Below are 24,314 nucleotides of genomic sequence, written 5' to 3' on the forward strand. Positions count from 1 at the left end.
TGGATTATGCTTACCTGTGAACGTAAAGCTATCTTGAACATTAGTAGTTGGAGTATCTTCTCCTGCTCCTTCAAATGTAACAGTTTGTTTAGTTGGTTTTGTTACATCTTGCTCTACTGGAGCAGTTGCTCTATAGTAGTATACAATTTCATTAGTCGCAGTTAAAAATGGATTCTCTAAAACTTGAGAATAAGGACGTCCATTTGCTGCAGTACCATCATAAGAAGATGTTTCTCCCTTTTTTAGGGTTATTTCATGAATCTTCTTGCCACTATAGTAGACCTCTGTTTTCATGGTGCCATCCATGTTAAGCAAGGTATATTTAACCTCGAGGTTAGGCTGAGTTATTTTTGTAAAACTATCACCTACTTGCTTCCAAGGAGAAATATAGCCATTTGGAGAACCTACAATCTCTTTATCGAATAGTTCATAACCCTTTAATTCTGCCGCTGTAGTATCAAAACGCATTCCAGTCAAACCATTTAAGGTATGAGAAGGAACCAATTCTTTATTTGTATCTTTATCCTTAAATCGTACAGTTACTGAATTATTGGTAGGAATCAACCATCCATCAGCATAAAATGGACCTTGTCCTTGTTTATTTGAAATTTCTGGACCATTATACAAGATATTAAAGTTCGCAATTTGATTTCGAGTATTACTCTTATACGGCATATCACCGATAGAAATTGAATCCGCATTTCGATTAATGAATAATTTCTTATTACGATTATATACAAATTCCTTCGAATTAGTATTTTTATCCATAGTAATCTCTTGTTGCAACACATTATTACGGTTGTAAAATTCTACTTTTACCGTACCATCAGTCGTGTGTCCAGTTGAAGATTGTTCGGATTTAGCAGATATTACTACATAGCCATCAAAAGAATCAAGCCAGGAAAAAGTTGGATGTCTGCGTTGTTGATCTAATTGAACAAAAGTATACCAACCGGCACTAGCATTATGGTACTTAGTTGCTGGATCAAAACCATTTGGATGCGATGAATCACTTGAAGTATTTTCCTTTGGTGAAGTAATGCTAATGCTTCCTTCTTTTACTACTGCACTAGAATCAAGATCACGACGAGTTCGTCTCAAAGAGTCGGCAGTATCAACAGCTACACTTCTATCTTCCGCATTAGATTTATCTAGTTTATTCTCAATTTTTTCATCTGAATTTTCTACAGTAGCATTTACAACTGAATTTGTTGTTGACTCAGATGATAATGGTTGAATTTCTTTATTATTTTCTGAACCTTGAAATTCTTTAGAATCCATACCTGGAATAACTGCAGGTGCTTCATAAGTTGATTCAGTTTTCTGTTTTTCCTTAAGTAAATCAGATTCATTGTTTCCAACAACAACTTGGTCTCCAGTTTCTTTTGAAGTAAGCTCATTAGCTGAAACAGTCCCACTTCCTAGAAACATCAAACCTGTTGCGATTGCAACTGAAGCCGCCCCAAAACTGTACTTTCGAATACCAAAACGAGTATATTTCTCGGTCCGAAAATCAGCTTGTTGGTTTCTTTTAATTTTCATTAAATTGCCTCCTTATTCATATATAAAAACTAACATTTATATATACCTCACCTAGTATAACAAAATTATTTTCGTCTATCAAACTATAACAATTGTTTTTTTTAGAAAAATACATTTCATATCTCTTTATAAAATTATTTTTTAAAACTTTTCGAACTTTTTGGTATTATACATCTTATTTTTTTATATTAAATAAACTACTTATCTTTCTTGAACAATTTTATAGAGCCATAGAAATGTAATGTATGTATTATTTTATAACTCAGGAAAGTATTTAACATAATTTCCCCCTTACATTAAAATCTCCACGTCACAAAGAATATGGAAGATGAAGCAATTAATGTTTTGGATAAGGTCATGAAGAATATTTTATAAAAAGTTTTGCCCCTTTTTTGCCCCCTGAACAGAAAAAAAGCCCTTCGGATAAAATCCGAGGGGCTTAAAACTTGTTTAATTAAGAGCCGAACTTTTGAGTTTCAAGGTTCGGGATAAAATAGTTCACTGAACTATTTTATTTCTTAAGGTTGTAGAATGATTTCAATCCACGGTATTCAGCTACTTCACCAAGTTGATCTTCGATACGAAGCAATTGGTTGTATTTAGCGATACGGTCAGTACGTGAAAGTGAACCAGTCTTGATTTGTCCTGCGTTAGTTGCAACTGCGATGTCAGCGATTGTTGAATCTTCAGTTTCACCTGAACGGTGTGATACAACTGCAGTGTAACCAGCTTCTTTAGCCATTTCGATAGCGTCGAATGTTTCAGTAAGAGTACCGATTTGGTTAACTTTGATAAGGATTGAGTTAGCAGCGCCTTCAGCGATACCTCTTTCAAGGTAAGCAGTGTTTGTTACGAAGAAGTCGTCACCAACCAATTGAACTTTACCACCAAGACGTTCAGTAAGAGCTTTCCAACCGTCCCAGTCGTTTTCGTCCATACCATCTTCGATAGTGATGATTGGGTATTTGTTTACCAATTCTTCAAGGTAGTCGATTTGTTCTGCAGAAGTACGAACAGCAGCTCCTTCACCTTCGAATTTAGTGTAGTCGTATACTTTGCGTTCTTTATCGTAGAATTCTGATGATGCACAGTCAAATCCGATAAATACGTCTTTACCTGGAACATAACCAGCAGCTTCGATAGCAGCAAGGATAGTTTCAACACCGTCTTCAGTTCCTTCGAAACGAGGAGCAAATCCACCTTCGTCACCTACAGCTGTTTCAAGGCCACGAGATTTAAGGATTTTCTTAAGAGCGTGGAAGATTTCAGCACCCCAACGAAGAGCTTCTTTGAATGTTGGTGCACCAGCAGGTACGATCATGAATTCTTGGAAAGCGATTGGAGCATCTGAGTGAGAACCACCGTTGATGATGTTCATCATTGGAGTTGGAAGAACTTTAGTGTTGAATCCACCAAGGTAGCTGTAAAGTGGGATTTCAAGGTAGTCAGCAGCAGCACGAGCTACAGCGATAGACACACCAAGGATTGCGTTTGCACCCAATTTACCTTTGTTAGGAGTACCGTCAAGTGCGATCATAGCACGGTCGATAGCTTGTTGGTCACGTACATCGTAGCCGATGATTGCTTCAGCGATGATGTTGTTTACGTTGTCAACAGCTTTTTGTGTACCAAGACCACCGTAACGAGATTTGTCACCATCACGAAGTTCAACTGCTTCGTGTTCACCAGTAGAAGCTCCTGATGGAACCATACCACGTCCGAAAGCACCTGATTCAGTGTAAACTTCTACTTCAAGTGTTGGGTTACCGCGTGAGTCTAGGACTTCGCGAGCGTATACATCAGTAATAATTGACATTTTATACTCTCCTTATTGAGTTAAATTTTTTACACCTCTATGATACCTTAAAAATCATCGTTTTTCAAGGAAAAACGTTATCTTTGTGCAATTTTTCCTTAAGTCGATAAAGTAATCGCTTTCTTTTATCTGTTTTTTCCTTTATTTTATGATATACTATTTTTATGACAGACGTATCTAAACAAATATTAGAAAAAGCTCATGGCGGGCTTAAACTAAATCCAGACGAACAAAGGCGTTTTCTCGGAACTTTCGAGGAAAGGGTCCTTGGCTATGCAGACCTTGAAACAGCTAATGATGATAAATTTCAAAAGGGTTATGTATCTATTTTAGTGAGTCTAAAAAAAGAAACTGAACCTCTTTTTGTCAAAATTTCTCCTCAGGTAGTATTTGAAAAGCAGGTCTATTATCTAAAACAAGCCAAAGATGCTGACTGCCAAGCGACTATCATTTCAGAAGATCACAATTCATCCCCTTTTGGCTTGATTATTCATAGTGATGCCCCTGTTCAAATAAATGAAAAAGATCTTAAAAAGGCCTTTCCAAACTTGTGGCAAGAAAAAGAGACCAAAGCTCCTACTTCTTTTTGGAAAAAATGGTTTGGTTAATGCTTCTTCAAAGCTAAGATCTGACCAATGTTTGCAGCTGTGTTTTCTAAATAGACTGTTGCCTTTTTCAGACTGTCTTCTAGTGGTTCACTTTTTTCTAAGATAGAAAAGGCTGCAACGATATTTTCAAATGGTAAGAGTGGTAAATCCTCTGACAGACTCCCACAAATAGCAATAACTGGAACACCATTTGGTGTTCTTTTTGCTACTCCAATTGGAGCCTTGCCAGCTAAGCTTTGAGTGTCTAACCTACCTTCACCAACGATGACAAGATCTGCATCCGCAACTTTCTGATCAAAACCGATTAGATCTAAACAAGTGTGAATACCAGAAACAATTGTTGCTCCAGCAAAAGCACATAAGCCCGCTGCAATACCACCACCTGCTCCAGCTCCTTCCAGTTTTAAGATTTCAGGGGCAACTTTTCGATAGCAGTTTTCAATAGCAGAATCAACTTCATGAAATTGAGCTGGATTTAAGCCTTTTTGCTTGCCAAATGTATATGTAGCTCCTTGTAGGCCACAGAGAGGATTGGTCACATCTGCTAAGATTTTAATTCGCACATCAGAAGGAATAGATATAACTTTCTCCTTTAAGATATCAGTAATTTTAAACAAGGACTGACCAATATCTAAAAGTTCATCTCCATTTTTGTCATAGAACTGGTAACCAAGTCCTGAAGCAATACCAATCCCACCATCGTTACTGGATGTACCACCGACTCCGATATAGATTTCTTTCATCCCTTGCTCTATTAAATGCAGAATCAGTTGACCAATCCCCTTTGTTTGAATTTTCAGAGGATTTCGTTTTTCAATAGGAATTTTAGCAAGACCTATCAAATCCGCAACTTCAAATAAAGCGAGAGTTTCTTTATAAACATAAGGCATTTGTACCTCATCACCAAAGGGACCTGTTACCTGAGTTGTATGTTCTTCAAGACCTAAAGCACTTTTTATAGCATCTACTGTTCCTTCTCCTCCATCGCTAACAGGTAAGAGCAAACATTCCGATTCAGGTAGAGCCTTTTGAAGGCCTCGTTTGATAGCTTTTGCTACTTCACTTGCAGGGAGACTCTCCTTAAAAGAGTCAGGTGCGATAACAATTTTCATACACTCTTCTTTCTAATCAAAATAAATCTATCAGCTTCAATACTCTTGAGAAATCTCTTTCTTCAATTTGAAGGGGAATTTCCTCTTTCACGATTGCTTTGGCACAGAAGCCAATGCCGATTCCAGCTCTCTTCAACATTGCTAAATCATTAGCTCCATCTCCAATAGCAATGGTTCTTTCGAGTGGTACCTCTAATTCATCAGCCCATCTTACTAGAGTCTCTTCCTTGACTTCCCTAGTAATGATTTCTCCTTCAAGTTTTCCTGTCAAAAATCCATCCTTTACTTCAAGACGATTTGCAGCAATAAGTGAAATACCAAGTTCAGTCGCCAGTCTTTCTACAATAGGTATAAATCCACCCGAAACTAGACCGACCTCAATATCCTGTTCTTGAAGAAATTTGATAAACTGCTTAGCATTCTTACTGAGATGGATCTGGCTATAAAGTCGTTCAAATACATCAAGAGAAAGCCCTCCTAGCAAGGAAACACGTTTTCTCAGACTTTCTTCAAAATCTAGTTCTCCCCTCATAGCTTGGGCAGTCAGTAGAGCTACTTCATTTTCACACTCTGCTTCTTTCCCCAACAAATCAATAACTTCCTCTTCTATTAGTGTCCCATCGACATCCAGTACACAGAGTCCTTTAATTTTTTTCATATAATTGCCTTACTTTCAGAATCTCAAAAAATCGTATGAAGGTATCATACGATTTTAACTATTTAGTTTGCTAGGCTATGGTACAAATCAAGATATGACTTGCAGGCTGTATCCCAAGAGAAATCACATTCCATCGCTTGAACTTGCATGTTCTTCCAAACATCAGGATGGTTGTGATAAACATCCAAAGCTGTTTGCAATGCCCAGTTGAGCCAGTATGGAGTTAGGTTATTAAAGCTAAAGCCTGTACCTGTTCCATCAATTGGATTAAAGGCTTGAACAGTATCTCTAAGACCACCAACCTCATTTACCAAAGGAAGGGTTCCATATCTCATGGCCATCATTTGTGAAAGTCCACACGGTTCAAAGCGACTTGGCATGAGGAAAATATCACATGCTGCATAAATCTCTTGAGCTAATTTCACATCGAAAGTGATATTGGCAGAAAGTTTTTCTGGGAATACTTGACTAAACCAAGAGAAGGCTTGTTCAAATCCTGGATCTCCAGTTCCCAAAAGAACGATTTGAATATCCTCTTGAAGCATTCGATGCAAGCTCTCAACTACCACATCAAAACCTTTTTGACGAGTTAAGCGAGATACAATACCAATCATTGGTACATCAGAACGTACTGGAAGACCAACTTTTTCTTGAAGTTTTGCTTTATTTTGAGCCTTTCCTGACAGATCATTTTTATTAAAATGATAGTCAAGTAAAGCATCCGTCTCTGGGTTGTACAAATCTGTATCTATACCATTAACAATACCTGAAAGCTTACCAGATTCCATACGAAGGATCTGATCAATACCGCAACCAAACTCTGTAGTCATGATCTCATAAGCATAGCTCGGTGACACGGTTGATACACGGTCGGCATAGAGAATCCCTGCCTTCATCCAGTTAAGGCAATCATTCCACCTCACAGTTCCATCAGCATAACGCTCAAAACCAACTCTAAACAAGTCCCAAAGCATACTTTCAGAGAATTGACCTTGAAATTCCAAGTTATGAATGGTCAAAACAGTCTTGATTCCTTGGTAGGCTTGAATCCATCTGTATTTTTCCTTCAACAAGAAAGGAATCATTGCTGTATGATAATCATGGGCATGAAGAACATCAGGGATAAATCCAATACGCTCCATAGCTTCAAGGGCAGCAAGTTGGAAGAAGGCAAAGCGTTCACCATCATCAAAATCTCCATACACATGTCCGCGGAAGAAATAATATTGATTGTCAATAAAGTAGAAAGTAACACCGTTTAAAACAGTTTTCTTAATTCCACAAAATTGTCTGCGCCAGCCAACATAAACTTCGAATTGAAGGACATCTTCAATCTGATCACCAAACTTGGCTTCTACCATGTCATAGTAAGGTAAGATAACAGCAACCTCATGCCCAGCTTTTACTAATGATTTTGGAAGTGCTCCGATAACGTCTCCCAATCCACCTGTTTTTGAAAAGGGAGCGCCCTCTGCTGCTACAAATAAAATTTTCATGAAAGGACATCCTCTGTTACTTTTTCGCCTTTTTTGATGACAACAGGGTTTTCTGCTGTACCTCGAATAACAACTCCCTCAGCTATTTCAGCACCCTTATCAACAATTGCATACTCAACCTGTGCACCTTTTCCAACGACAACGCGAGGGAAGATAAGAGATTCTTTAACCAAGCTGTCTTTATTGATACGAACATTACGCGAAATAACAGATTTAATCACTTCGCCTTCAACGATACTACCAGAAGCAAATTGAGATGTGTTTACTTTTGAACCTGGTGCATAGTAAGTAGGCTCTTCGTTTTTAACTTTAGTGTGAATCTTTTGATTTGGCGAGAACAAAGAGTAGAATTTATGCTGATCAAGCATATCTAAATTAGCTTGGTAATATGTTTCTACTGAATGAATATTGGCTAGGTATCCTGTGTATTCATATGCAAAAGCACCTTCTTTTGCTGCCAAATCACGAAGAACATAACGTAATTTTTCTGGATATTCTTTTTGGGCTTCTTCTTCCAAACGCTTAATCAACCATTGAGTATCTACAACGAAGATATCTGTTGACATGTTGTAAAAATCTTGGTTTGATTTTTTATCAAAGAGTTTGTGTGAAAGTACGTGGTCAGTTTCATCAATATCAAGGATTGCATTTACTTCTGAAATGACCTTCTTAGGCAATTTCTTATAAACAACTGTAATTGGTGATTTTGTTGTATTATGCAAATGGAAAACCTGAGCAAGATCAATATTTACCAAAACATCACAGTTCAAGGAAACAGTTTGGTTAGATCCAGAACGTTTTAAATAAGTCAAGAGTTGTTGATAATACTCTTTACCGACTGTGCTACTTTCTACACGTGTATTGTAAATACCTAAATAGTAGTGACTAAGTAGTGTATTCAAGCCCCACTCACGACCTGAACGAATGTGGTCGAAAACTGAGCTGATATTATCTTGTTGGAAGATTCCAAAGACACTACGAACACCAGCATTTGCTAAACTTGAGAGTGGGAAGTCAATCAAACGATACTTTCCTCCAAATGGTAAAGTTGCCACTGGACGGTTACTTGTCAAGGTTGACATATCATGGAAACCAACGGTATTTCCTAAAATCGCTGAATATTTATCAATCTTCATCTGTTGCTACCCCCACTACTTCATTATATCCGACTACTTGTACTTCTTCTGTACCATCAATTTCTACACCATCGGCAATGACTGCTCCTTCACCGATGATTGCACGTGTAATTTTAGCTCCTCTACCGATAACTGCTCCACTCATGATGACAGAATCAACAACTTCTGCTCCCTTACGAACTTGAGCAGCTGTAGAAAGGATAGAGTGTTTTACTGTACCATTTACGTAACAGCCATCCACTACAAGAGAGTCTTCTACATGAGCATGTTCTCCAATAAAGTTTGGTGGAGCGATAAGGTTACGAGAATAAATTTTCCATTGACGGTTACGACTATCTAGAGCATTCTCTGGAGAGATGTATTCCATATTTGCTTCCCAAAGAGATTCGATAGTACCAACGTCCTTCCAGTATCCATTGAATTCATAAGCATAGACACTTTCACCAGTTTCAAGATAGTTTGGAATAACATTTTTACCGAAGTCTGACATGTCTAGGTTGGCCTTCTCAGCTGCAACTAGCATATTGCGAAGTCGTTTCCAGTCAAAGATATAAATCCCCATTGATGCCTTAGTTGATTTTGGTTCAGCTGGTTTTTCTTCAAACTCAACAATACGATTATTAGCATCTGTATTCATGATACCAAAACGGCTAGCTTCTTTAAGTGGCACATCTAAGACAGCAACTGTCAAGCTGGCATTGTTATCCTTGTGTGATTGGAGCATATCATCATAGTCCATCTTGTAGATATGGTCACCTGAAAGGATCAAAACATACTCAGGATTGATGCTGTCGATATAGTCGATATTTTGGTAAATGGCATGACTTGTACCTTCAAACCAACGGTTTCCTTCACTTGCAGAGTAGGGTTGAAGAATAGAAACACCTGTGTCAATACCGTCTAGACCCCAACTAGAACCATTACCAATGTGGCTGTTGAGAGCTAGTGGTTGATACTGTGTAATAACCCCAACATTATGGATACCAGAGTTGGCACAGTTAGAAAGAGCAAAGTCAATGATACGGTAGCGCCCACCAAATTGCACGGCAGGTTTAGCAATGCTTTGAGTGAGTTTACCGAGACGAGTTCCTTGCCCACCAGCAAGGATTAAAGCTAGCATTTCATTCTTCATTTTATACTCCTTTTTGAGTTTTATTAGCGACTTTTTTAGTAGGTTTGATGCGACGTTTGATTTTCCAAATACTTGCTCCCATAGCTGGCAATGTAAATGTCAAAGTCTGCTCATAATCCTTCCACAATCCTTCTTGAGTTTGAACTGTTTGGTTATGCTCTTTCCACACACCACCCCATTGTTCTAACTCTGTATTCCAAATTTCTTCATAAATGCCTGCAACTGGAAGACCAATTGTAAAATCAGGACGTTCAACTGGTGCCATATTGAAGACACAGACTAGCATCTCGCCTTTCTTGCCCTTACGGATAAATGAAAGAACACTCTGATCTCTATTATCCGCATCAATGATTTCAATACCATCGTAACTTGTATCAATTTCCCAAAGACAACGGTGGTCTTTATAAAGTTGATTCAACTGTGATGTAAAGTATTTCATCTTGGCATTCATCGGATCTTCTAGGTTAGACCACTCCAATTGCTCTTCTGATTTCCACTCTAAGAATTGACCAAATTCGCTACCCATGAAGAGTAATTTCTTACCAGGGTGACAAATTTGATAGGTGTATAAGTTTCTCAAACCAGCGAACTGATTGTAACGATCACCCCACATCTTATGCATCATACTCTTCTTACCGTGGACAACCTCATCATGTGAGAATGGTAGGAGATAATTTTCATTAAAGACATACATGAAGCTGAAAGTCACAAGATTAAAGTCATACTTACGGTAAATTGGATCTTCTTCGTAGAAACGTAGGATATCATTCATCCAACCCATGTTCCACTTGTAGTCAAATCCAAGTCCACCCATTTCCTTCATGCCAGTAATCTTGGTACCTGAAGAAGACTCCTCTGCAATCATCATAACATCCGGATGAGCTAGTTTAATAACGTCGTTCAAACGTTGTAGGAAATAATAGCCTTCATAGTTGAGATTGCCACCGTCTTTATTTGGTGTCCATGGAGCATTGTCATAATCTAGATAGAGAATATTACTTACAGCATCTACACGAATACCATCTAGGTGATAGAAATCAATCCAGAACTTAATACTAGAAATCAAGAAGGATTGCACTTCGTTTTTCCCTAAGTCAAAGTTGAGTGCTCCCCAACCGTAGTTGTTAGCCTTATTATGATCTTGGTATTCAAAAGTTGGTGTACCGTCGTAGTATGCCAAAGCGTCGTCATTTATTGTAAAGTGTCCAGGTACCCAGTCCACAATTACTCCGATATTGTTGATATGACATTCCTCAACGAAGTCTTGAAACTCTTCAGGACGACCATAGGCATGCTCTAAAGCGAAGTAACCCATGAGCTGATAACCCCAACTCAAACCGAGAGGGTGAGCCATCAAAGGCATAAACTCGATATGAGTATAGTTCATCTCAACGAGATAAGGAATGAGCTCTTCTTTGAGTTGAGCAAAGCTATAAGGTGTTCCATCAGGATTTCTCTTCCAAGATCCTGCATGCGCCTCATAAATGTTGACCGGTCTCTCAAAAAATCCCCAACGTTTTCTACGAGCTAACCAGAGCCCGTCCTTCCATTTTTTTTCAGGAATTTCTGTTAAAACTGCTCCTGTTCCCGGACGTGCTTCATAACGTACTGCCAAGGGATCAATCTTCATAAGCTGATGACCATTAGCACGAGTAATATGATATTTATAAATATGTCCTTCTTGAGCTAAAGTTGTAAAAACTTCCCAAACTCCAGATTCATTACGAACCATGGGGATTTGATTTTCAACCCAGTTAGTAAAATCACCAACTAGATGGACAGCTTGCGCATTTGGCGCCCAGACACGGAATGTATAGCCATACTCACCGTCTCTTTCTTCACGATGCGCTCCTAAATAGTGTTGAAGATGGAAATTTTCGCCACTAGTAAAAGTTCTTAAAGCCTCAAATTTATCCATTGAATCCCCCTTTTATTGTAAGCGTTTTCTATGTTTCTATTATACTATCTTTTAAGAAAACTTTCAACTAATTTCCGAATTCTACTAAAATTTTTTTCGAAAATCTTCATATATTTATCTTAACATTTCTAAAATTTTCATAAATGATGATAAGCAGTGGAATTTTCTATCAGCTACTGTTACAAAAATAACTCTCATTATCTTTATATAAAATAACTTACTTAAAAACTGAACGTTTTTAGTTTTTGATAACATAATATTCGTAGATAACTCTTTTTATATAATTTTACCAAATTTTCTGAAATTTTCAACCATTTTTAGTAATTGTTCCATTTTTATTTTTATGTCTAGAAATATAAAAAAACTCAAGCATAAATCTTGAGTTTTAGGTTATTTTTTACGATAAAACATTCATAACTGCCACACTGACGTCGTCAATAACATTTTCTTGATTAGAACGGCTATTAGTTACCAACATTTCAAGGTTGCCTGCATTTTCATAGTAATATGAAGCCCCTTTAGCATTGAAAACAACCAAGAAGTGCTCTTCAATTCCCTGAATCTCGTAAACAATCCAACCACTATTTTCAATAGCTGTGTGAACAAAGACATGACGGTAGACTTCTTCATAGGTAGGGTATGAAAAGGCACTAGTTTGTGTTTTAAGACGGATAATCTGACGGACAAACTCGATGCTATCTTGACGCTCATTGATCAAATCCCAGTTGACTTGGTTGACACTATCAGGAGCATTGTAACTGTTCATTGCTCGCTCACGATCTGCGTGAGTCAACTCTCCATTTTCGCCTGTAGCTACGAGTTTAGTACGGCCAAACTCTTGCCCCAGCTCCATGAAGGCCATCCCTTGCATGAGGAGGTTCATAGCCGTTGCTGTTTCTACTTTCTTCATGATACGTTTTTCGCTCTCCGATGGATGAAGGGTTCTAAGCAAATCATGCAAATTGTAGTTATCGTGGGCTTCTACATAGTTAAGAACCTGGTTTGGACTGAGATAAGAACCGAGCTCTCGACTTCCAAGAATAGCCTTTGCGAGGATCGGCTCAGTACCTGCTCCACTGACGAAGCCAGATTTGATAGAGCCATAGACTTCACAACCTTTGACAGCATCACGTTGATTATCATTAAAGAATCCAATGTTTGGCAACTGGTAGGCATTGTCTTTCTTAGCCTTGTCATAAGGAGCAAGACCTGTTCCCATATCCCAACCTTCTCCATAAAGAATGATCTTAGGATCGACTTCGTCCATAGCCCAACGAATCATCTGCATAGTTTTGACGTCATGAATTCCCATCAAATCAAAGCGGAAACCGTCAATATTGTATTCTTTTACCCAGTAGAGAAGAGAATCAATCATATATTTACGGAACATTTCATGCTCACTGGCAGTTTCGTTTCCGACTCCTGTTCCATTTTGGTAGGTTCCATCATGGTTCATTCGATAGTAATAATCAGGAACCGTTGTTTGGAATGGTGCATCAACGGTTGAGAAGGTATGATTGTAAACAACGTCCATAATAACACCGATACCAGCATCGTGATAAGCTTGGACCATGGCTTTCAAATCACGGATAGCTTGACCTGGATCATTTGGATTTGTAGACATGCTAGTTTCTGGAGCATTGTAGTTTTGTGGATCATATCCCCAGTTATAAGTTACATTTCCATCAGCGTCGTATTCTTTATGACGGTCAGCAATTGGTTGCAGCTGAACATAGTTGACACCAAGTTCTTTAATGTAATCAAATGCAGTCGACTGACCATATTGGTTAACTGTTCCAGTTTGCGCTGCACCTAAGAAGGTTCCTCTTAATTCTGGTGCAACACCAGATGTTTCAGACTTAGTCAAATCACGGATGTGCATTTCATAAATGACTGCTTGGCAAGGATTTTCCAAACGCCAAGTTGCTTCTGTACCATGCTTGACCTCAAAACCTTCAACCTGTCGATCTTGATTTGAGACAATGGCTGAACGTTTTCCATCAGGACTTGTCGCTATTGTATATGGATCACGAGTTAATGACTGGTGATGAGGAAAGTCAATTTGGTAGTGGTAAGCACGACCTGCTAGGTTTTCTGGAACTGTTAAACTCCAAACACCAATGGTATTATACTTGTGACTATAAGAATAACTATTTCCTCGCTCCATTTCAAAGATTTTAAGGATAGGAGCGTCATTGCTCGCTGATTCATAGACAACTACTTGGACAGATGTAGCTGTTGGTGCCCATAAGCTAAAACTTGTTTCATTTTCAGAAACTTGACATCCCAATTCTCCTTGATAACCCCAGTGGTGGTCGAAACTGGCACTATTGATTGCCTTGTCGAAGGCAAAAGGATTTTGGTCTTTATAGTGAGGACTAGCAATAGCTGGATTTTCAGAATAATAAACAGTATCATCTCCATCCAAAATCCAAACCTCTGTCAAGAGTGGATAATGATTGAAGCGAATAGGATATTCTTTGCTAACACCATCTTTTTCAACAGTAAAAGTCATGGTCTCAAGTGCTACTTCACTAGGTTGAGTCAGTGAAAATGTAGCTCCAAAATATTCTTCTTTTTTGATAAGCTCTACTGAATCCACAGGCTTTTTACTGAAACTGCAAGCCTCATAGGCTTCATCCTTACGATGATAATGAATAAGTACAGGATAATTGTACATGGTTCTCCCTAATTTCTAAATTAATTTGATTTTATACTCTTCGAAAATCAAATTCAAACCACGTCAACGTCGCCTTGCCGTACTCAAGTACAGCCTGCGGCTAGTTTCCTAGTTTGCTCTTTGATTTTCATTGAGTATTATATTTCATGAATAATTCCTTGATCAATCGCCTCAGGATTCACAAAAAACTCAATGTGATTATGGCACACTTCCAAATCTACTGGTGTGTCACCACCGTATTCTCCATCAAGATTAAGCATAAACGGCTCTTCCTGATCCAAAGTTTCAATTCGGAGTTTACTAGTTTTCAGATATTCAACATTGACATCTGATACGTGTTGACCTCCGTTCATGGCTTGAACTAGCAGACTCAACATATCTAGGATTTTATCTGTCTTTACTAGAATAAGCGTGAAATTGCCATCATCCAGCTTGGTATCAGGTGCAAATTGCTCAAATCCACCGATAGAATTGGTCAAGGCAACAAAGACAAGAGAAACTTCCCCTGTAAAAATTCCCCAATCATGGTAAATACGAACAGGACGTGCTTTGGATTTTGGGAACATCTCGATGCCTTTAGCAACATAGGCCAGATAACCCAGACGCGTCTTCAGTTCACTCGGAACACTAAAGGTTAGCTCTGTAAGAGCTCCTGCCGCAGCAATATTAATAAAATACTTATCTCCAAAGGCACGACCAATATCAATTTGCTTGGTTTCATTTTTTGCAATGATCTTCGCTGCAGCAACTGGATCCCCCATAGGGATTTTCAATGCTCTTGCATAGTCATTGGTAGTTCCAGTAGGAATGATGGCTATCTTTGGCCGATGTTCCAGAGGTGCAATTCCATTAACCACTTCATTGATGGTGCCATCACCACCAGCTACTAAAACCAAATCAAAGTCAGCTTTTGCAGCTCTTTCTGCTTCTTTCTGGGCTGACAGGTGTTCAGGTTTGGTCTGGAAAGCACTGGTTTCATAGCCTATGCTCTCTAACACTTCTAGGACTTCTGCGATATTTTGCTTGATCATTTCCTGGCCTGATGTCGGATTATAAATGAGACGTGCGCGTTTTTTTTCTTCTTTCATAGCTTACAAACTCTCAAGCCAAGCTTCATCACGAATCTCAATTCCCAACTCTTGTGCTTTTTGGAGTTTGCTGCCTGCATCTACTCCTGCCACAACAAGGTCTGTTTTTTTTGAGACACTACCAGTAACCTTGGCTCCAAGACTTTCTAGTTTATTTTTAGCTTCTGAGCGGTTTAAACGCTCCAGCTTACCTGTCAATACGACAGTTAGACCTGATAAGGCAGCATCTGCTGCAACGACCTGTCCTTTATAGTCTAGATTAACACCTGATTCTTTTAATTCTCTTAAAAGAATTTTAGAACCTTCTGTAGCAAAATAAGTCTGTAGACTTTGAGCAATAACACTTCCGAGACTTTCGATGCTTGCTACTTCTTCAGGATTTGCTTGAGCAAGTGACTCGATTGAATGGAAATGTTGTAAGAGTAACTGACTTGCCTTGCTTCCAACATGACGAATCCCTAAACCAAACAAAAGTTTTTCAGCAGAATTTTCTTTAGAAGCTTGAATAGCCTGATAAAGCTTTTGAGCTGATTTCTCCTTGATGCCGTCTAACAAGAGAAAATCTTCAACTGTCAAACGATATATATCTGCAACATCTTTAACTAAATTGGCGGCAAATAATTTTTCTACGATTGATGGACCAAGGCCAGAAATATTCATGGCGTCACGGGATGCAAAGTGAATCAACCCTTCCTTAATCTGAGCAGGACATCGAGGATTGATACAACGAAGAGCAACCTCATCTTCAAAGTGTAACAGCTTGCTCTCACAACTTGGACAATTTGTTGGAATGTCGAGTTTTTCTTCAGATATACGCTTGGATTCTACTACACGTAAAACAGCTGGAATGATATCCCCTGCCTTATAAACAATCACTGTATCATCCTTGCGGATATCCTTTTCAGCGATATAGTCTACATTATGAAGCGTTGCACGACTAACTGTTGTACCTGCCAATTGCACCGGAGTAAGATTAGCAGTCGGAGTTACGACACCAGTTCTTCCTACTGTCCAGTCAACAGAAAGCAATTTTGCTTCTTTTTCTTCTGCAGGGAACTTATAAGCGACTGCCCACTTAGGCGCTTTAACTGTAAAACCAAGTTGCTCTTGACCAGCTAGGTCGTTGACCTTAATAACAACACCATCAATATCATAAGGCAACTGATCTCTTTCTTGACCAATTTCTTGGATAAACTGCCATACCTCATCCATGCTGTGCGCTAATAGTCGTCTAGGGTTAACCACAAAGCCTAACTGTTCCAGATGATTTAAAACCTTCTCTTGGCTGTCTCTAGTTGAAGGACTTGCTTCCTGATAGAGGAAAGTTGCAAGATTACGCTTAGCTACTACTCCTGTGTCTAACTGGCGAAGGGTTCCTGCAGCAGCATTTCGTGGATTAGCAAACTCCGGCTCCCCGTTTTCTTGACGAGCAAGATTGACTTGATTGAAAGAAGCTCTTGGCATATAACATTCACCACGAACAGTGATATCTAATTTCTCTGGTAAGGATAAAGGAATGTCCTTGACACGTTTGAGATTTTCTGTGATATTCTCACCGACTGAACCATCACCACGAGTAGCTCCAGCAACAAAAATTCCTTGCTCATAAGTCAAGGAAATCGATAAACCATCAATTTTCAACTCACAGATATAAGTAACTTCATCTAATTCTTTACGAACACGCGCATCAAAGGCATCGAGCTCTTCACGAGAAAAAGCATCCTGCAAACTATAGAGAGGATACTGATGACTATATTTTTCAAAACCATCTAGAATCTTACCGCCAACACGGTGGGTTGGACTTTCTGGTAAAACTTGATAAGGGTGAGCTTTTTCTAACTCTACCAATTCACGATAGAGACGATCATACTCACTATCAGATACAGATGGGTTGTCACTTGTATAATACTCTGTCGCATAGCGATTGAGCAACTCAACGAGCTCTTTCATTCTTTCATTCATAGAACCATTTTACCATAAAAAGGACTATAGAAACAATACAGAAGCTCTAAAAAAGAGAATGAGAAGGATATTTCTATCACTTCTCATTTAATTTTATTTTTTACGATTCAAAATAGCGTTCAAAATAATGGCTACAGCACTCGCAATGACGATACCATTTGAGAAGAACATTTGTAATTCAGTCGGTAAAGTATTGAAGAGGTTGCTTCCGTTTAATCCAACCCCAGCAGCAATAGAAATTGCTGCAATGAGGAAGTTATGTTCATTATGTTCGAAATCCACACGAGATAATATCTGCATCCCTTGAAGTGAAACGAAACCGAACATGACGAGCATGGCTCCACCTAGAACAGGGCTAGGGATAATCTGTGCCAGGGCACCAAACTTAGGCAAGAGACCAAGTAAGATGAGGAAACCACCAGCGTAGTAAATCGGTAAACGTGTACGAATACCTGATAATTTAACCAAACCTACGTTTTGTGAGAATCCTGTATAAGGGAAGGTATTGAAAAGTCCACCAAGTAAAACAGCAAGACCTTCAGCTCGATAACCATTACGGAGACGAGTGCTATCGATTGGATCTTTAGTAATATCAGAAAGGGCAAGATATACACCAGTTGATTCTACCATTGATACAGTAGCGATGATACACATCATTACAATAGAAGAAATCTCAAATTGTGGAGCACCGAAGTAGAATGGAGTTGGGATATGAACTAGTGGAGCTTCTGCTACTGGAGAGAAGTCAACCAAGCCCATAGTAGCAGCAATAATGGTACCTGCAATCAAACCTATCAAAATGGAAATAGATTTGATAAATCCTTTTGTAAGAATATTAACTAAAAGAATAATGAGAACAGTAATCATTGCCAAAGCTAAACTTTGCCCAGTAGGTTTTTCAACGTTATTTCCCATATTTCCGATGGCAACTGGAATCAAGGTCAATCCGATTGTTGTGATAACAGAACCAGTTACGATTGCAGGGAAAAGATTGGCAACCTTAGAGAAGATACCTGAAATCAGGATAACATAAATCCCTGAAGCAATCAAAGCTCCGAACATAGCACCGCTACCATGACTCTGACCGATCATGATAAGAGGAGCAACAGACTGGAAGGCTACCCCAAGAACAATAGGCAAACCGACACCAAAATGTTTATTGAGTTGCAATTGTAAAAGAGTTGCAACCCCACACATAAATATATCTGTTGAAATAAGGTAGGTCAACTGTTGCGCTGAATACCCTAAAGCACTTGCAATCATGATTGGTACCAGGATTGAACCTGAGTACATGGCTAGCAAGTGTTGCAAACCAAGAACGGCTGCCTGTGAGTGTTTTTCTTGTTGTTTCATTAGATGTCTGCCTCCTTGAAGATAACTTTTCCATTTTCAAAACGCTCTAAACGCGCTAGTGATACAACTTGATGACCTGATTTTTCTAACAGTTGACGGCCATCTTGGAAGGATTTTTCAATCACAATTCCGATGGCTTCAACTGTAGCTCCAGCCTGTTCAATGATCTGAATCAGCCCTTTAGCTGCTTGGCCATTTGCCAAGAAATCATCGATAATCAATACTTTATCTTGAGGAGATAAGAACTTACCTGTAATGGATACGGTACTTGTTACTTGTTTCGTGAAAGAATAAACCTCAGCAGTTAAAATTCCTTCATTCATGGTAATATTTTTTGCCTTCTTAGCAAAAATCATGGGAACATCTAACTGTTCAGCCACATAAAGGGCTGGGGCAATTCCTGACGCTTCAATGGTCACGACTTTGGTAATACCAGCATTTTTAAAATGCTCTGCAAAAGTACGACCAACCTCGCGCATCAAGGAATAATCAACTTGGTGGGTCAAGAAGGAATCCACCTTAAGAATATTCTCACCAAGAACGTTTCCGTCCTTTAAAATTCGTTCTTCTAATAATTTCACAATAACCTCCGAAATAAAAAGAGACTTACCAAGTAAGCCTCTAGGAAACAAAGAAATAGATTTAACACCTATCCTTATATCTCTGCAGCTTACTCATTGTTAGGTATTTACGGTACCTTGTAGAAACGCCACACCAATTCGCGGCATAAATAAGTAATCATATTTTTAGTGAGCATCTCCATTCCAGATAGAGTTCTTCACAATCACATAATCTACATGTCTAAGATCAGCTACCTTTCGACCTCCAGCATAAGAAATCGAACTTTGCAAATCTTGTTCCATCTCTGTTAAGGTATCCTGTAAATGTCCTTTGGCAGGAAGAAGAATTTTCTTACCTTCGACGTTCTTGTAGGCACCTTTTTGGTATTCTGAAGCTGAACCATAGTATTCTTTGAATTGTTTACCATCGACTTCGACAGTTTTACCAGGGCTTTCGATATGGCCTGCAAATAAAGAACCAATCATAACCATACTTGCACCAAAGCGGATTGACTTGGCAATATCTCCATGTGTACGAATCCCACCATCAGCAATAATCGGTTTACGTGCAGCTTTAGCACACCAGCGAAGAGCTGCCAACTGCCAACCACCAGTACCAAAACCAGTTTTAACCTTAGTAATACATACTTTACCTGGACCGATTCCGACCTTAGTAGCGTCTGCTCCAGCATTTTCAAGTTCACGCACAGCTTCTGGAGTTCCAACGTTACCAGCGATGACAAAAGTCTCTGGCAATTCTTTCTTGATGTGCTGAATCATTGAAATAACGCTATCAGCATGACCATGAGCAATATCAATGGTAATGTACTCTGGAGCATCATCCTTTAATTGACTAACAAAATCATACTCGTAGTCTTTAACACCTACTGAGATTGAAGCAATCAAGCCCTGATCGTGCATACGTTTGACAAAAGGAATGCGTCCTTCTTCATCAAAACGATGCATGATGTAAAAATAGCCACCCTTGGCAAGCTGTTCAGCAACATCTTCATCCAAGATCGTCTGCATATTAGAAGGGACAACTGGCAACTTAAAGGTATGTTTCCCCAAGGTCACATGTGTATCAGCTTCTGCTCGACTTTGAAGGACACACTTATTTGGGATTAGCTGAATATCTTCATAGTCAAAGATTGGAAATTCGTTTAACATATATCTCTCATTTCTCTTCTTTAGACCTTCCTAAAGTTAGGAATAGCCTCGTCTTTTCCAGACAATTACTCTAACAAGTTTACAATAATGTCCGTTTTTTGTCAATTATTATGACTGAAAATAAATAACGTTCGTGTTTCGTATTTTCGATCAAGGAGATAACTAGACAGTTACCCTGAATTTGTCTTACCTTTTAAATTTCTACCTAGATTTTCGATAAAGACTTTTTCAAAGGACTCCATCTTCCTGACAAAATCTTGATAGCTTTCAGCTTGTCCAGGGACTTGGATAGACCACTTCTTCAACAGGGTTCCATAGCCTGCTAGCTTACCTATCTCATTATCAACTACCTTTTCCTTGCTCGGAAAAACAAGCCCAGCCTGCTCAGCTTTTAAAATATAAGAATAAGAAATCAGCTGGAACAAGTCTTCACGATTGATCCCTTTTTCAGTGAACTCTAGTTTTTTATATTTAGTATCTAGTACGATTTTATGGTTTTGATGATAGAAATCTGGAAATACTTTTCGTTCACGGTCAGAAAATACTGAAATACCGTCCGTCCTATTCTTATTTCGTGGATGGATGAAATCTTTTGGCAACAAGGTATAAACATACTCTTCCCAAATCCAGGCAACATCAAAAAGAATACCATGGATTTTTTGCTCTTGGTCTCCTAAATCATGCTTTTCTCTATTTAGGATCATCAGGCAAAGCTCTTGTAATTTTCTGTACTCTCGAAAATAGGCATGACGAAGAGGTTTGGTTTTATTTATTCTGATAAATTTAGCACGATCGGCTAATTTATAAGAAGGGGTTACACGAATAATTTCAGAGACATTTTCACGACTTGTTAATAAATTATCAAGAACTCCTCCCCCTATGCTTCTCTGATTCTTCATATATTCAATTGTATGACGGATCAGCTGCATAAGAGGATTATCATAGGTAAACTCTCTAGCGAGAGAGAAATTACACTAAAAAGCATAAACCTCTAAAAATAAACATATATATAAATATGTCCATTTTATTAAGAAAACGATTGCATTAGATTTTTATTTCTGCTAGAATATTTTTATCCCGAGAAAGCGCATTCAAGAGATAATAAAATGAAATAATAAACTAGGAGCTTTATATGATTCAAAATAATCTTGAAAAAGGTTTTCGTTATTCTATCCGAAAACGTAGCATTGGTGTCTGTGGTGTAGTTATTGCAACTTTTTTATTAAGTACAGCTTCGATTATTCAAAATAATACTGTAAAAGCTACTGAACCCCCAATTTCAAGTAGTTCTAATCCAAAAACAGAACCTACAGTAAACGAACAAGAAAATACTCCAAACCTCAATTCAAAACCTGAAGAAAAAGACGCCACTACTGTAACTGAAGCACCAAAAGCAGATGTTATGGAAAACCTCATGAGATCTACTAATCAGGCAGATAAGGACTTGAATAAATATCTTTTCGGATTAAACTACAATAAAATTGATATTTTAACTCGTAGAGGTGAAGCAATCGAAAATTATTCAAATACATCTTCAAAACAACAAGGAAATGAGTTTGTTGTAATTGAAAAAGTGAAAAAGAGTATTTCTAATAATTCAGCTGATGTTTCAATTAACGGTAATAGCGACATCTTCCTAGGCGCTTTGTTCCGAGCAGATCAAGGGTTATTAGAAAATAAACCTCAACTTGTTAGTATTGATAGAAAACAGGGTAGAATCAGCGTGGACCTTCCAGGAATGGCTGGAGCAGATAGCTATACTGATGCAAACACAACAGTCAGTGGTATGCAGGAAGGAATTAACACTCTGGTAAATAGATGGAATGCAAATTATGCATCAAGCAATCCTGCACCTGCTCGTATGCAATACGATTCTACTTCAGCATATAGTATGAATCAACTAAAAGCAAAATTTGGTAGCAACTTTGAAAAAATTGGGGTTGATTTAAAAATTGACTTTGAAGCTGCACAAAAAGGTGAAAAACAAATTGAAGTTGTCGACTTTAAACAAATTTACTTTACCGCTAACTTTGATGCACCAAAAAATCCTGGAGATGTCTTTGGTGATAATGTAACAGTCAACGATTTACAAGATCGCGGCTTGGATGAACAAACACCTCCTGTTTATGTTTCTAGTATGTCTTATGGCCGTCAAATGTATGTTAAATTTGAAACAACAAGTACAAGTACAGAACTTAAAGCAGCTATAAATGCTGTCATTAAAGGTGTGCCTATTAACCCTGAATCTGAATGGGCTCGTGTTTTGAAAAATACTTCTGTAACAGCTGTTATTGTTGGCGGTAACGCTGATGGCGCTGCTCGAGTAGTTACTGGAACACCTGAAGATCTCAAAAAATTAATTCAAGAAGGAGCTAATTTTAGTACACAAAATCCTGCAGTCCCTATTTTTTATAAAACTGCCTTTTTAAGAGATAATCAAGTTGCAACAATCCAAAACAGTACTGATTATATTGAAACTAAAATTACCTCTTACAAGAATGGCTATCTCAATTTGCAACATAAGGGTGGGTATGTCGCTCGTTACTACGTTTACTGGGACGAAGTCACATATGACGAAAATGGAATTGAAAGCATCCGCTCTCGTGAATGGGAAGATAATGGAAAAAATAGAACTGCTGGTTTCCAAACTGAACTACAATTTAGAGGAAATGTTCGCAATCTTCGTGTAAAAATTCAAGAAAAAACTGGTCTTGCTTGGGAACCTTGGAGAACAGTTTATAATCGTACAGAATTGCCTTTAGTTCAAAAACGCACTATTATCAATACAGGAACAACCCTAAAACCAAAATATAGTGAACAAGTCGAAAACAACTAATAAAATGGTTAAACTACAGAGTATCATTATTCATCAAGTATCATTTTTGATCCACTTTGAATTTGAAGAAAAGCAATATGATAACTCTATTCGATAACTTATACAATAAAAGGAAAACATCTTTTTATGAGATGCTTTCCTTTTTGTTTTTTGAGGTTCTTAATCCAATAAATTCAACTTATCGCAATTTAATACTCATTTAAAATCAAAAAGAGGAGAAATGTTACTGTCTAAACAAACATATTAAAGTTATTGTTAGAAACTCATTACTTGCTTGCCCTGAATATAGTATGGTTCATTGATTTGCTGGTAAATTTACAAGTTTATACTTGTATTATGATGTTTCTTAAGTCGCCTATCAACAAAAAATGAACTTTGATTTTAATTGTGTATGAATACTTTTAAAAAATCTGTTTTTATCAATAATGACTAAACCTCACTCCTTCTACATCCTAATAATACTCACCTTGACGGTAATCCCATGAGTTAAAGGTATCTGATAAATGCATCATAATCTTATCAATGTCAAGGCCTTTACGGATAACCACTGGAGCTGGTGAAGTTGAACGTGCTCCACCTTGTTCTGGAATGAGTTTGCCGTCTTTATCGACCATAGAGACCATCACACCTTGCTCGTAGCGTGTTTCAATCGTTTTGTCAGGTTGGATTGATGCCACGTAGTCGTCTGCCTCGATAACAAGGTCCACTGCTTCTTCGATACGTTCTCCGATTCCTTCAACCTTACCACGATTTCCTTTTCCAGAAGGATTTGCAGATGAAGCGTAGACCATTTTTCCTTCTTCCCAGAGTTTAGCAGCCAATTGTTCACCAGCTTTACCAAACTTGATAACGAAACAGCTCGTTCCACGAACGTCAGTCATGAGTTCTTCGCGACCATCACCATATGCTTTCAATTTTTCAAAGGCTTCTGGTTTCCATGGAAGGATACAACCAAGAAGAATATCTTCGTCCCAATGTTTTTGGTAGAAAGCTTCAATTTCTGGATTTAGTTGTGCTAAAGCGCGAAGCTCATCCATACTACCACAGAGGACTACTCCTGGTTTGTTACGATTACGTTCTTTGGCTTCAAACTTACGCTCAAGTCCTGCCTTATCACTAGTCATAATGATGTAACCAACCTTAGTAGGACAAACGATACATCCGCCCTCACCTTTTAAAATTTCGTAGCCTTCTTGTGAAAGTGTTCCGTTCCATTGAATGTGTTTTGTCATAGTTCTATTTCCTTT

Annotated in this window: 17 protein-coding genes, 1 pseudogene and 1 riboswitch; of the genes and pseudogenes, 2 read left to right on the plus strand and 16 right to left on the minus strand. The window is 38.3% G+C overall.

Translation table 11 applies throughout. From position 1 onward, the window contains the following. Both ADH81_RS10980 and eno read right to left on the minus strand, forming a co-directional pair. Positions 1–1,542 (minus strand): YSIRK-type signal peptide-containing protein (locus ADH81_RS10980; RefSeq protein WP_049526657.1); only part of this gene is annotated, 1,542 nt, incomplete at its 3' end. A 511-nt stretch (positions 1,543–2,053) separates the two neighbouring features. Beyond that, positions 2,054–3,358, minus strand: coding sequence for a surface-displayed alpha-enolase (gene eno / locus ADH81_RS04080; protein WP_000022825.1), 1,305 nt, complete (start codon positions 3,356–3,358; stop codon positions 2,054–2,056). Between the two features lie 164 nt (positions 3,359–3,522). Between eno and ADH81_RS04085 the strand changes: the two genes are divergently transcribed. After that, positions 3,523–3,966, plus strand: coding sequence for a DUF1694 domain-containing protein (locus tag ADH81_RS04085; protein ID WP_049526659.1), 444 nt, complete (start codon positions 3,523–3,525; stop codon positions 3,964–3,966). On the opposite strand, the gene ADH81_RS04090 is transcribed toward ADH81_RS04085, so the two are convergent. The 13 genes and pseudogenes from ADH81_RS04090 to ADH81_RS04150 all read right to left on the minus strand — a co-directional run. Then, on the minus strand, positions 3,963–5,078 hold the full coding sequence (locus ADH81_RS04090; protein WP_049526661.1) for a glycerate kinase: 1,116 nt from the start codon (positions 5,076–5,078) through the stop codon (positions 3,963–3,965). The genes ADH81_RS04085 and ADH81_RS04090 overlap by 4 nt on opposite strands. A gap of 16 nt (positions 5,079–5,094) precedes the next feature. Further along, positions 5,095–5,736, minus strand: coding sequence for a phosphoserine phosphatase SerB (gene serB, locus ADH81_RS04095; protein ID WP_049526663.1), 642 nt, complete (start codon positions 5,734–5,736; stop codon positions 5,095–5,097). A gap of 62 nt (positions 5,737–5,798) precedes the next feature. Next, positions 5,799–7,232 (minus strand): glycogen synthase GlgA, encoded by a 1,434-nt coding sequence (glgA, locus tag ADH81_RS04100; RefSeq protein ID WP_049526665.1) that lies wholly within the window; start codon positions 7,230–7,232, stop codon positions 5,799–5,801. Beyond that, on the minus strand, positions 7,229–8,368 hold the full coding sequence (glgD, locus tag ADH81_RS04105; protein ID WP_049526667.1) for a glucose-1-phosphate adenylyltransferase subunit GlgD: 1,140 nt from the start codon (positions 8,366–8,368) through the stop codon (positions 7,229–7,231). The genes glgA and glgD overlap by 4 nt, the downstream gene beginning before the upstream one ends. Continuing rightward, complete coding sequence (locus ADH81_RS04110; protein WP_006151163.1) at positions 8,358–9,500, minus strand: glucose-1-phosphate adenylyltransferase; 1,143 nt, start codon at positions 9,498–9,500, stop codon at positions 8,358–8,360. The genes glgD and ADH81_RS04110 overlap by 11 nt, the downstream gene beginning before the upstream one ends. A 1-nt stretch (position 9,501) precedes the next feature. Continuing rightward, positions 9,502–11,418 (minus strand): 1,4-alpha-glucan branching protein GlgB, encoded by a 1,917-nt coding sequence (gene glgB, locus ADH81_RS04115; protein ID WP_049526669.1) that lies wholly within the window; start codon positions 11,416–11,418, stop codon positions 9,502–9,504. 397 nt (positions 11,419–11,815) lie between these two features. Further along, complete coding sequence (gene pulA, locus ADH81_RS04120; protein ID WP_049526671.1) at positions 11,816–14,098, minus strand: type I pullulanase; 2,283 nt, start codon at positions 14,096–14,098, stop codon at positions 11,816–11,818. 137 nt (positions 14,099–14,235) lie between these two features. After that, positions 14,236–15,186, minus strand: a complete 951-nt coding sequence (locus ADH81_RS04125; RefSeq protein ID WP_049526673.1) for a diacylglycerol kinase family lipid kinase — start codon at positions 15,184–15,186, stop codon at positions 14,236–14,238. Positions 15,187–15,189: 3 nt separating this feature from the next. Next, positions 15,190–17,148 (minus strand): NAD-dependent DNA ligase LigA, encoded by a 1,959-nt coding sequence (gene ligA, locus ADH81_RS04130; protein ID WP_049526675.1) that lies wholly within the window; start codon positions 17,146–17,148, stop codon positions 15,190–15,192. A gap of 93 nt (positions 17,149–17,241) precedes the next feature. Further along, entirely contained in the window at positions 17,242–18,501 is a 1,260-nt protein-coding gene (locus ADH81_RS04135; protein ID WP_049526678.1) for a nucleobase:cation symporter-2 family protein, read from the minus strand. Then, complete coding sequence (locus ADH81_RS04140) at positions 18,501–19,082, minus strand: xanthine phosphoribosyltransferase (RefSeq protein ID WP_049526680.1); 582 nt, start codon at positions 19,080–19,082, stop codon at positions 18,501–18,503. The genes ADH81_RS04135 and ADH81_RS04140 overlap by 1 nt, the downstream gene beginning before the upstream one ends. A 76-nt stretch (positions 19,083–19,158) precedes the next feature. Then, positions 19,159–19,255, minus strand: a riboswitch (purine riboswitch). Continuing rightward, complete coding sequence (gene guaC / locus ADH81_RS04145; RefSeq protein WP_049526681.1) at positions 19,248–20,231, minus strand: GMP reductase; 984 nt, start codon at positions 20,229–20,231, stop codon at positions 19,248–19,250. Its footprint overlaps the riboswitch before it by 8 nt. 170 nt (positions 20,232–20,401) lie before the next feature. Further along, positions 20,402–21,187: pseudogene (locus ADH81_RS04150) on the minus strand (5-methylcytosine restriction system specificity protein McrC); the annotation flags it as partial. 176 nt (positions 21,188–21,363) lie between these two features. On the opposite strand from ADH81_RS04150, the gene ADH81_RS04155 reads away from it, so the two are divergent. Further along, positions 21,364–23,067, plus strand: coding sequence for a thiol-activated cytolysin family protein (locus ADH81_RS04155; protein WP_080979272.1), 1,704 nt, complete (start codon positions 21,364–21,366; stop codon positions 23,065–23,067). A gap of 452 nt (positions 23,068–23,519) precedes the next feature. Here the strand turns inward: ADH81_RS04155 and ADH81_RS04160 are convergent, their stop codons facing one another. Next, on the minus strand, positions 23,520–24,299 hold the full coding sequence (locus ADH81_RS04160; RefSeq protein WP_049526683.1) for an L-threonylcarbamoyladenylate synthase: 780 nt from the start codon (positions 24,297–24,299) through the stop codon (positions 23,520–23,522). Positions 24,300–24,314: the final 15 nt, after the last annotated feature.

The sequence above is a fragment of the Streptococcus pseudopneumoniae genome (assembly GCF_001072925.1).
In the GTDB taxonomy this organism is placed as follows: Bacteria; Bacillota; Bacilli; order Lactobacillales; family Streptococcaceae; genus Streptococcus; species Streptococcus pseudopneumoniae_Q.

Coding starts and splice junctions, on each gene's coding strand:
- eno (WP_000022825.1), bottom strand. CDS start 3,358: ATGTCAATTATTACTGATGTATACGCTCGCGAAGTCCTAGACTCACGC.
- ADH81_RS04085 (WP_049526659.1), top strand. CDS start 3,523: ATGACAGACGTATCTAAACAAATATTAGAAAAAGCTCATGGCGGGCTT.
- ADH81_RS04090 (WP_049526661.1), bottom strand. CDS start 5,078: ATGAAAATTGTTATCGCACCTGACTCTTTTAAGGAGAGTCTCCCTGCA.
- serB (WP_049526663.1), bottom strand. CDS start 5,736: ATGAAAAAAATTAAAGGACTCTGTGTACTGGATGTCGATGGGACACTA.
- glgA (WP_049526665.1), bottom strand. CDS start 7,232: ATGAAAATTTTATTTGTAGCAGCAGAGGGCGCTCCCTTTTCAAAAACA.
- glgD (WP_049526667.1), bottom strand. CDS start 8,368: ATGAAGATTGATAAATATTCAGCGATTTTAGGAAATACCGTTGGTTTC.
- ADH81_RS04110 (WP_006151163.1), bottom strand. CDS start 9,500: ATGAAGAATGAAATGCTAGCTTTAATCCTTGCTGGTGGGCAAGGAACT.
- glgB (WP_049526669.1), bottom strand. CDS start 11,418: ATGGATAAATTTGAGGCTTTAAGAACTTTTACTAGTGGCGAAAATTTC.
- pulA (WP_049526671.1), bottom strand. CDS start 14,098: ATGTACAATTATCCTGTACTTATTCATTATCATCGTAAGGATGAAGCC.
- ADH81_RS04125 (WP_049526673.1), bottom strand. CDS start 15,186: ATGAAAGAAGAAAAAAAACGCGCACGTCTCATTTATAATCCGACATCA.
- ligA (WP_049526675.1), bottom strand. CDS start 17,148: ATGAATGAAAGAATGAAAGAGCTCGTTGAGTTGCTCAATCGCTATGCG.
- ADH81_RS04135 (WP_049526678.1), bottom strand. CDS start 18,501: ATGAAACAACAAGAAAAACACTCACAGGCAGCCGTTCTTGGTTTGCAA.
- guaC (WP_049526681.1), bottom strand. CDS start 20,231: ATGTTAAACGAATTTCCAATCTTTGACTATGAAGATATTCAGCTAATC.
- ADH81_RS04155 (WP_080979272.1), top strand. CDS start 21,364: ATGATTCAAAATAATCTTGAAAAAGGTTTTCGTTATTCTATCCGAAAA.
- ADH81_RS04160 (WP_049526683.1), bottom strand. CDS start 24,299: ATGACAAAACACATTCAATGGAACGGAACACTTTCACAAGAAGGCTAC.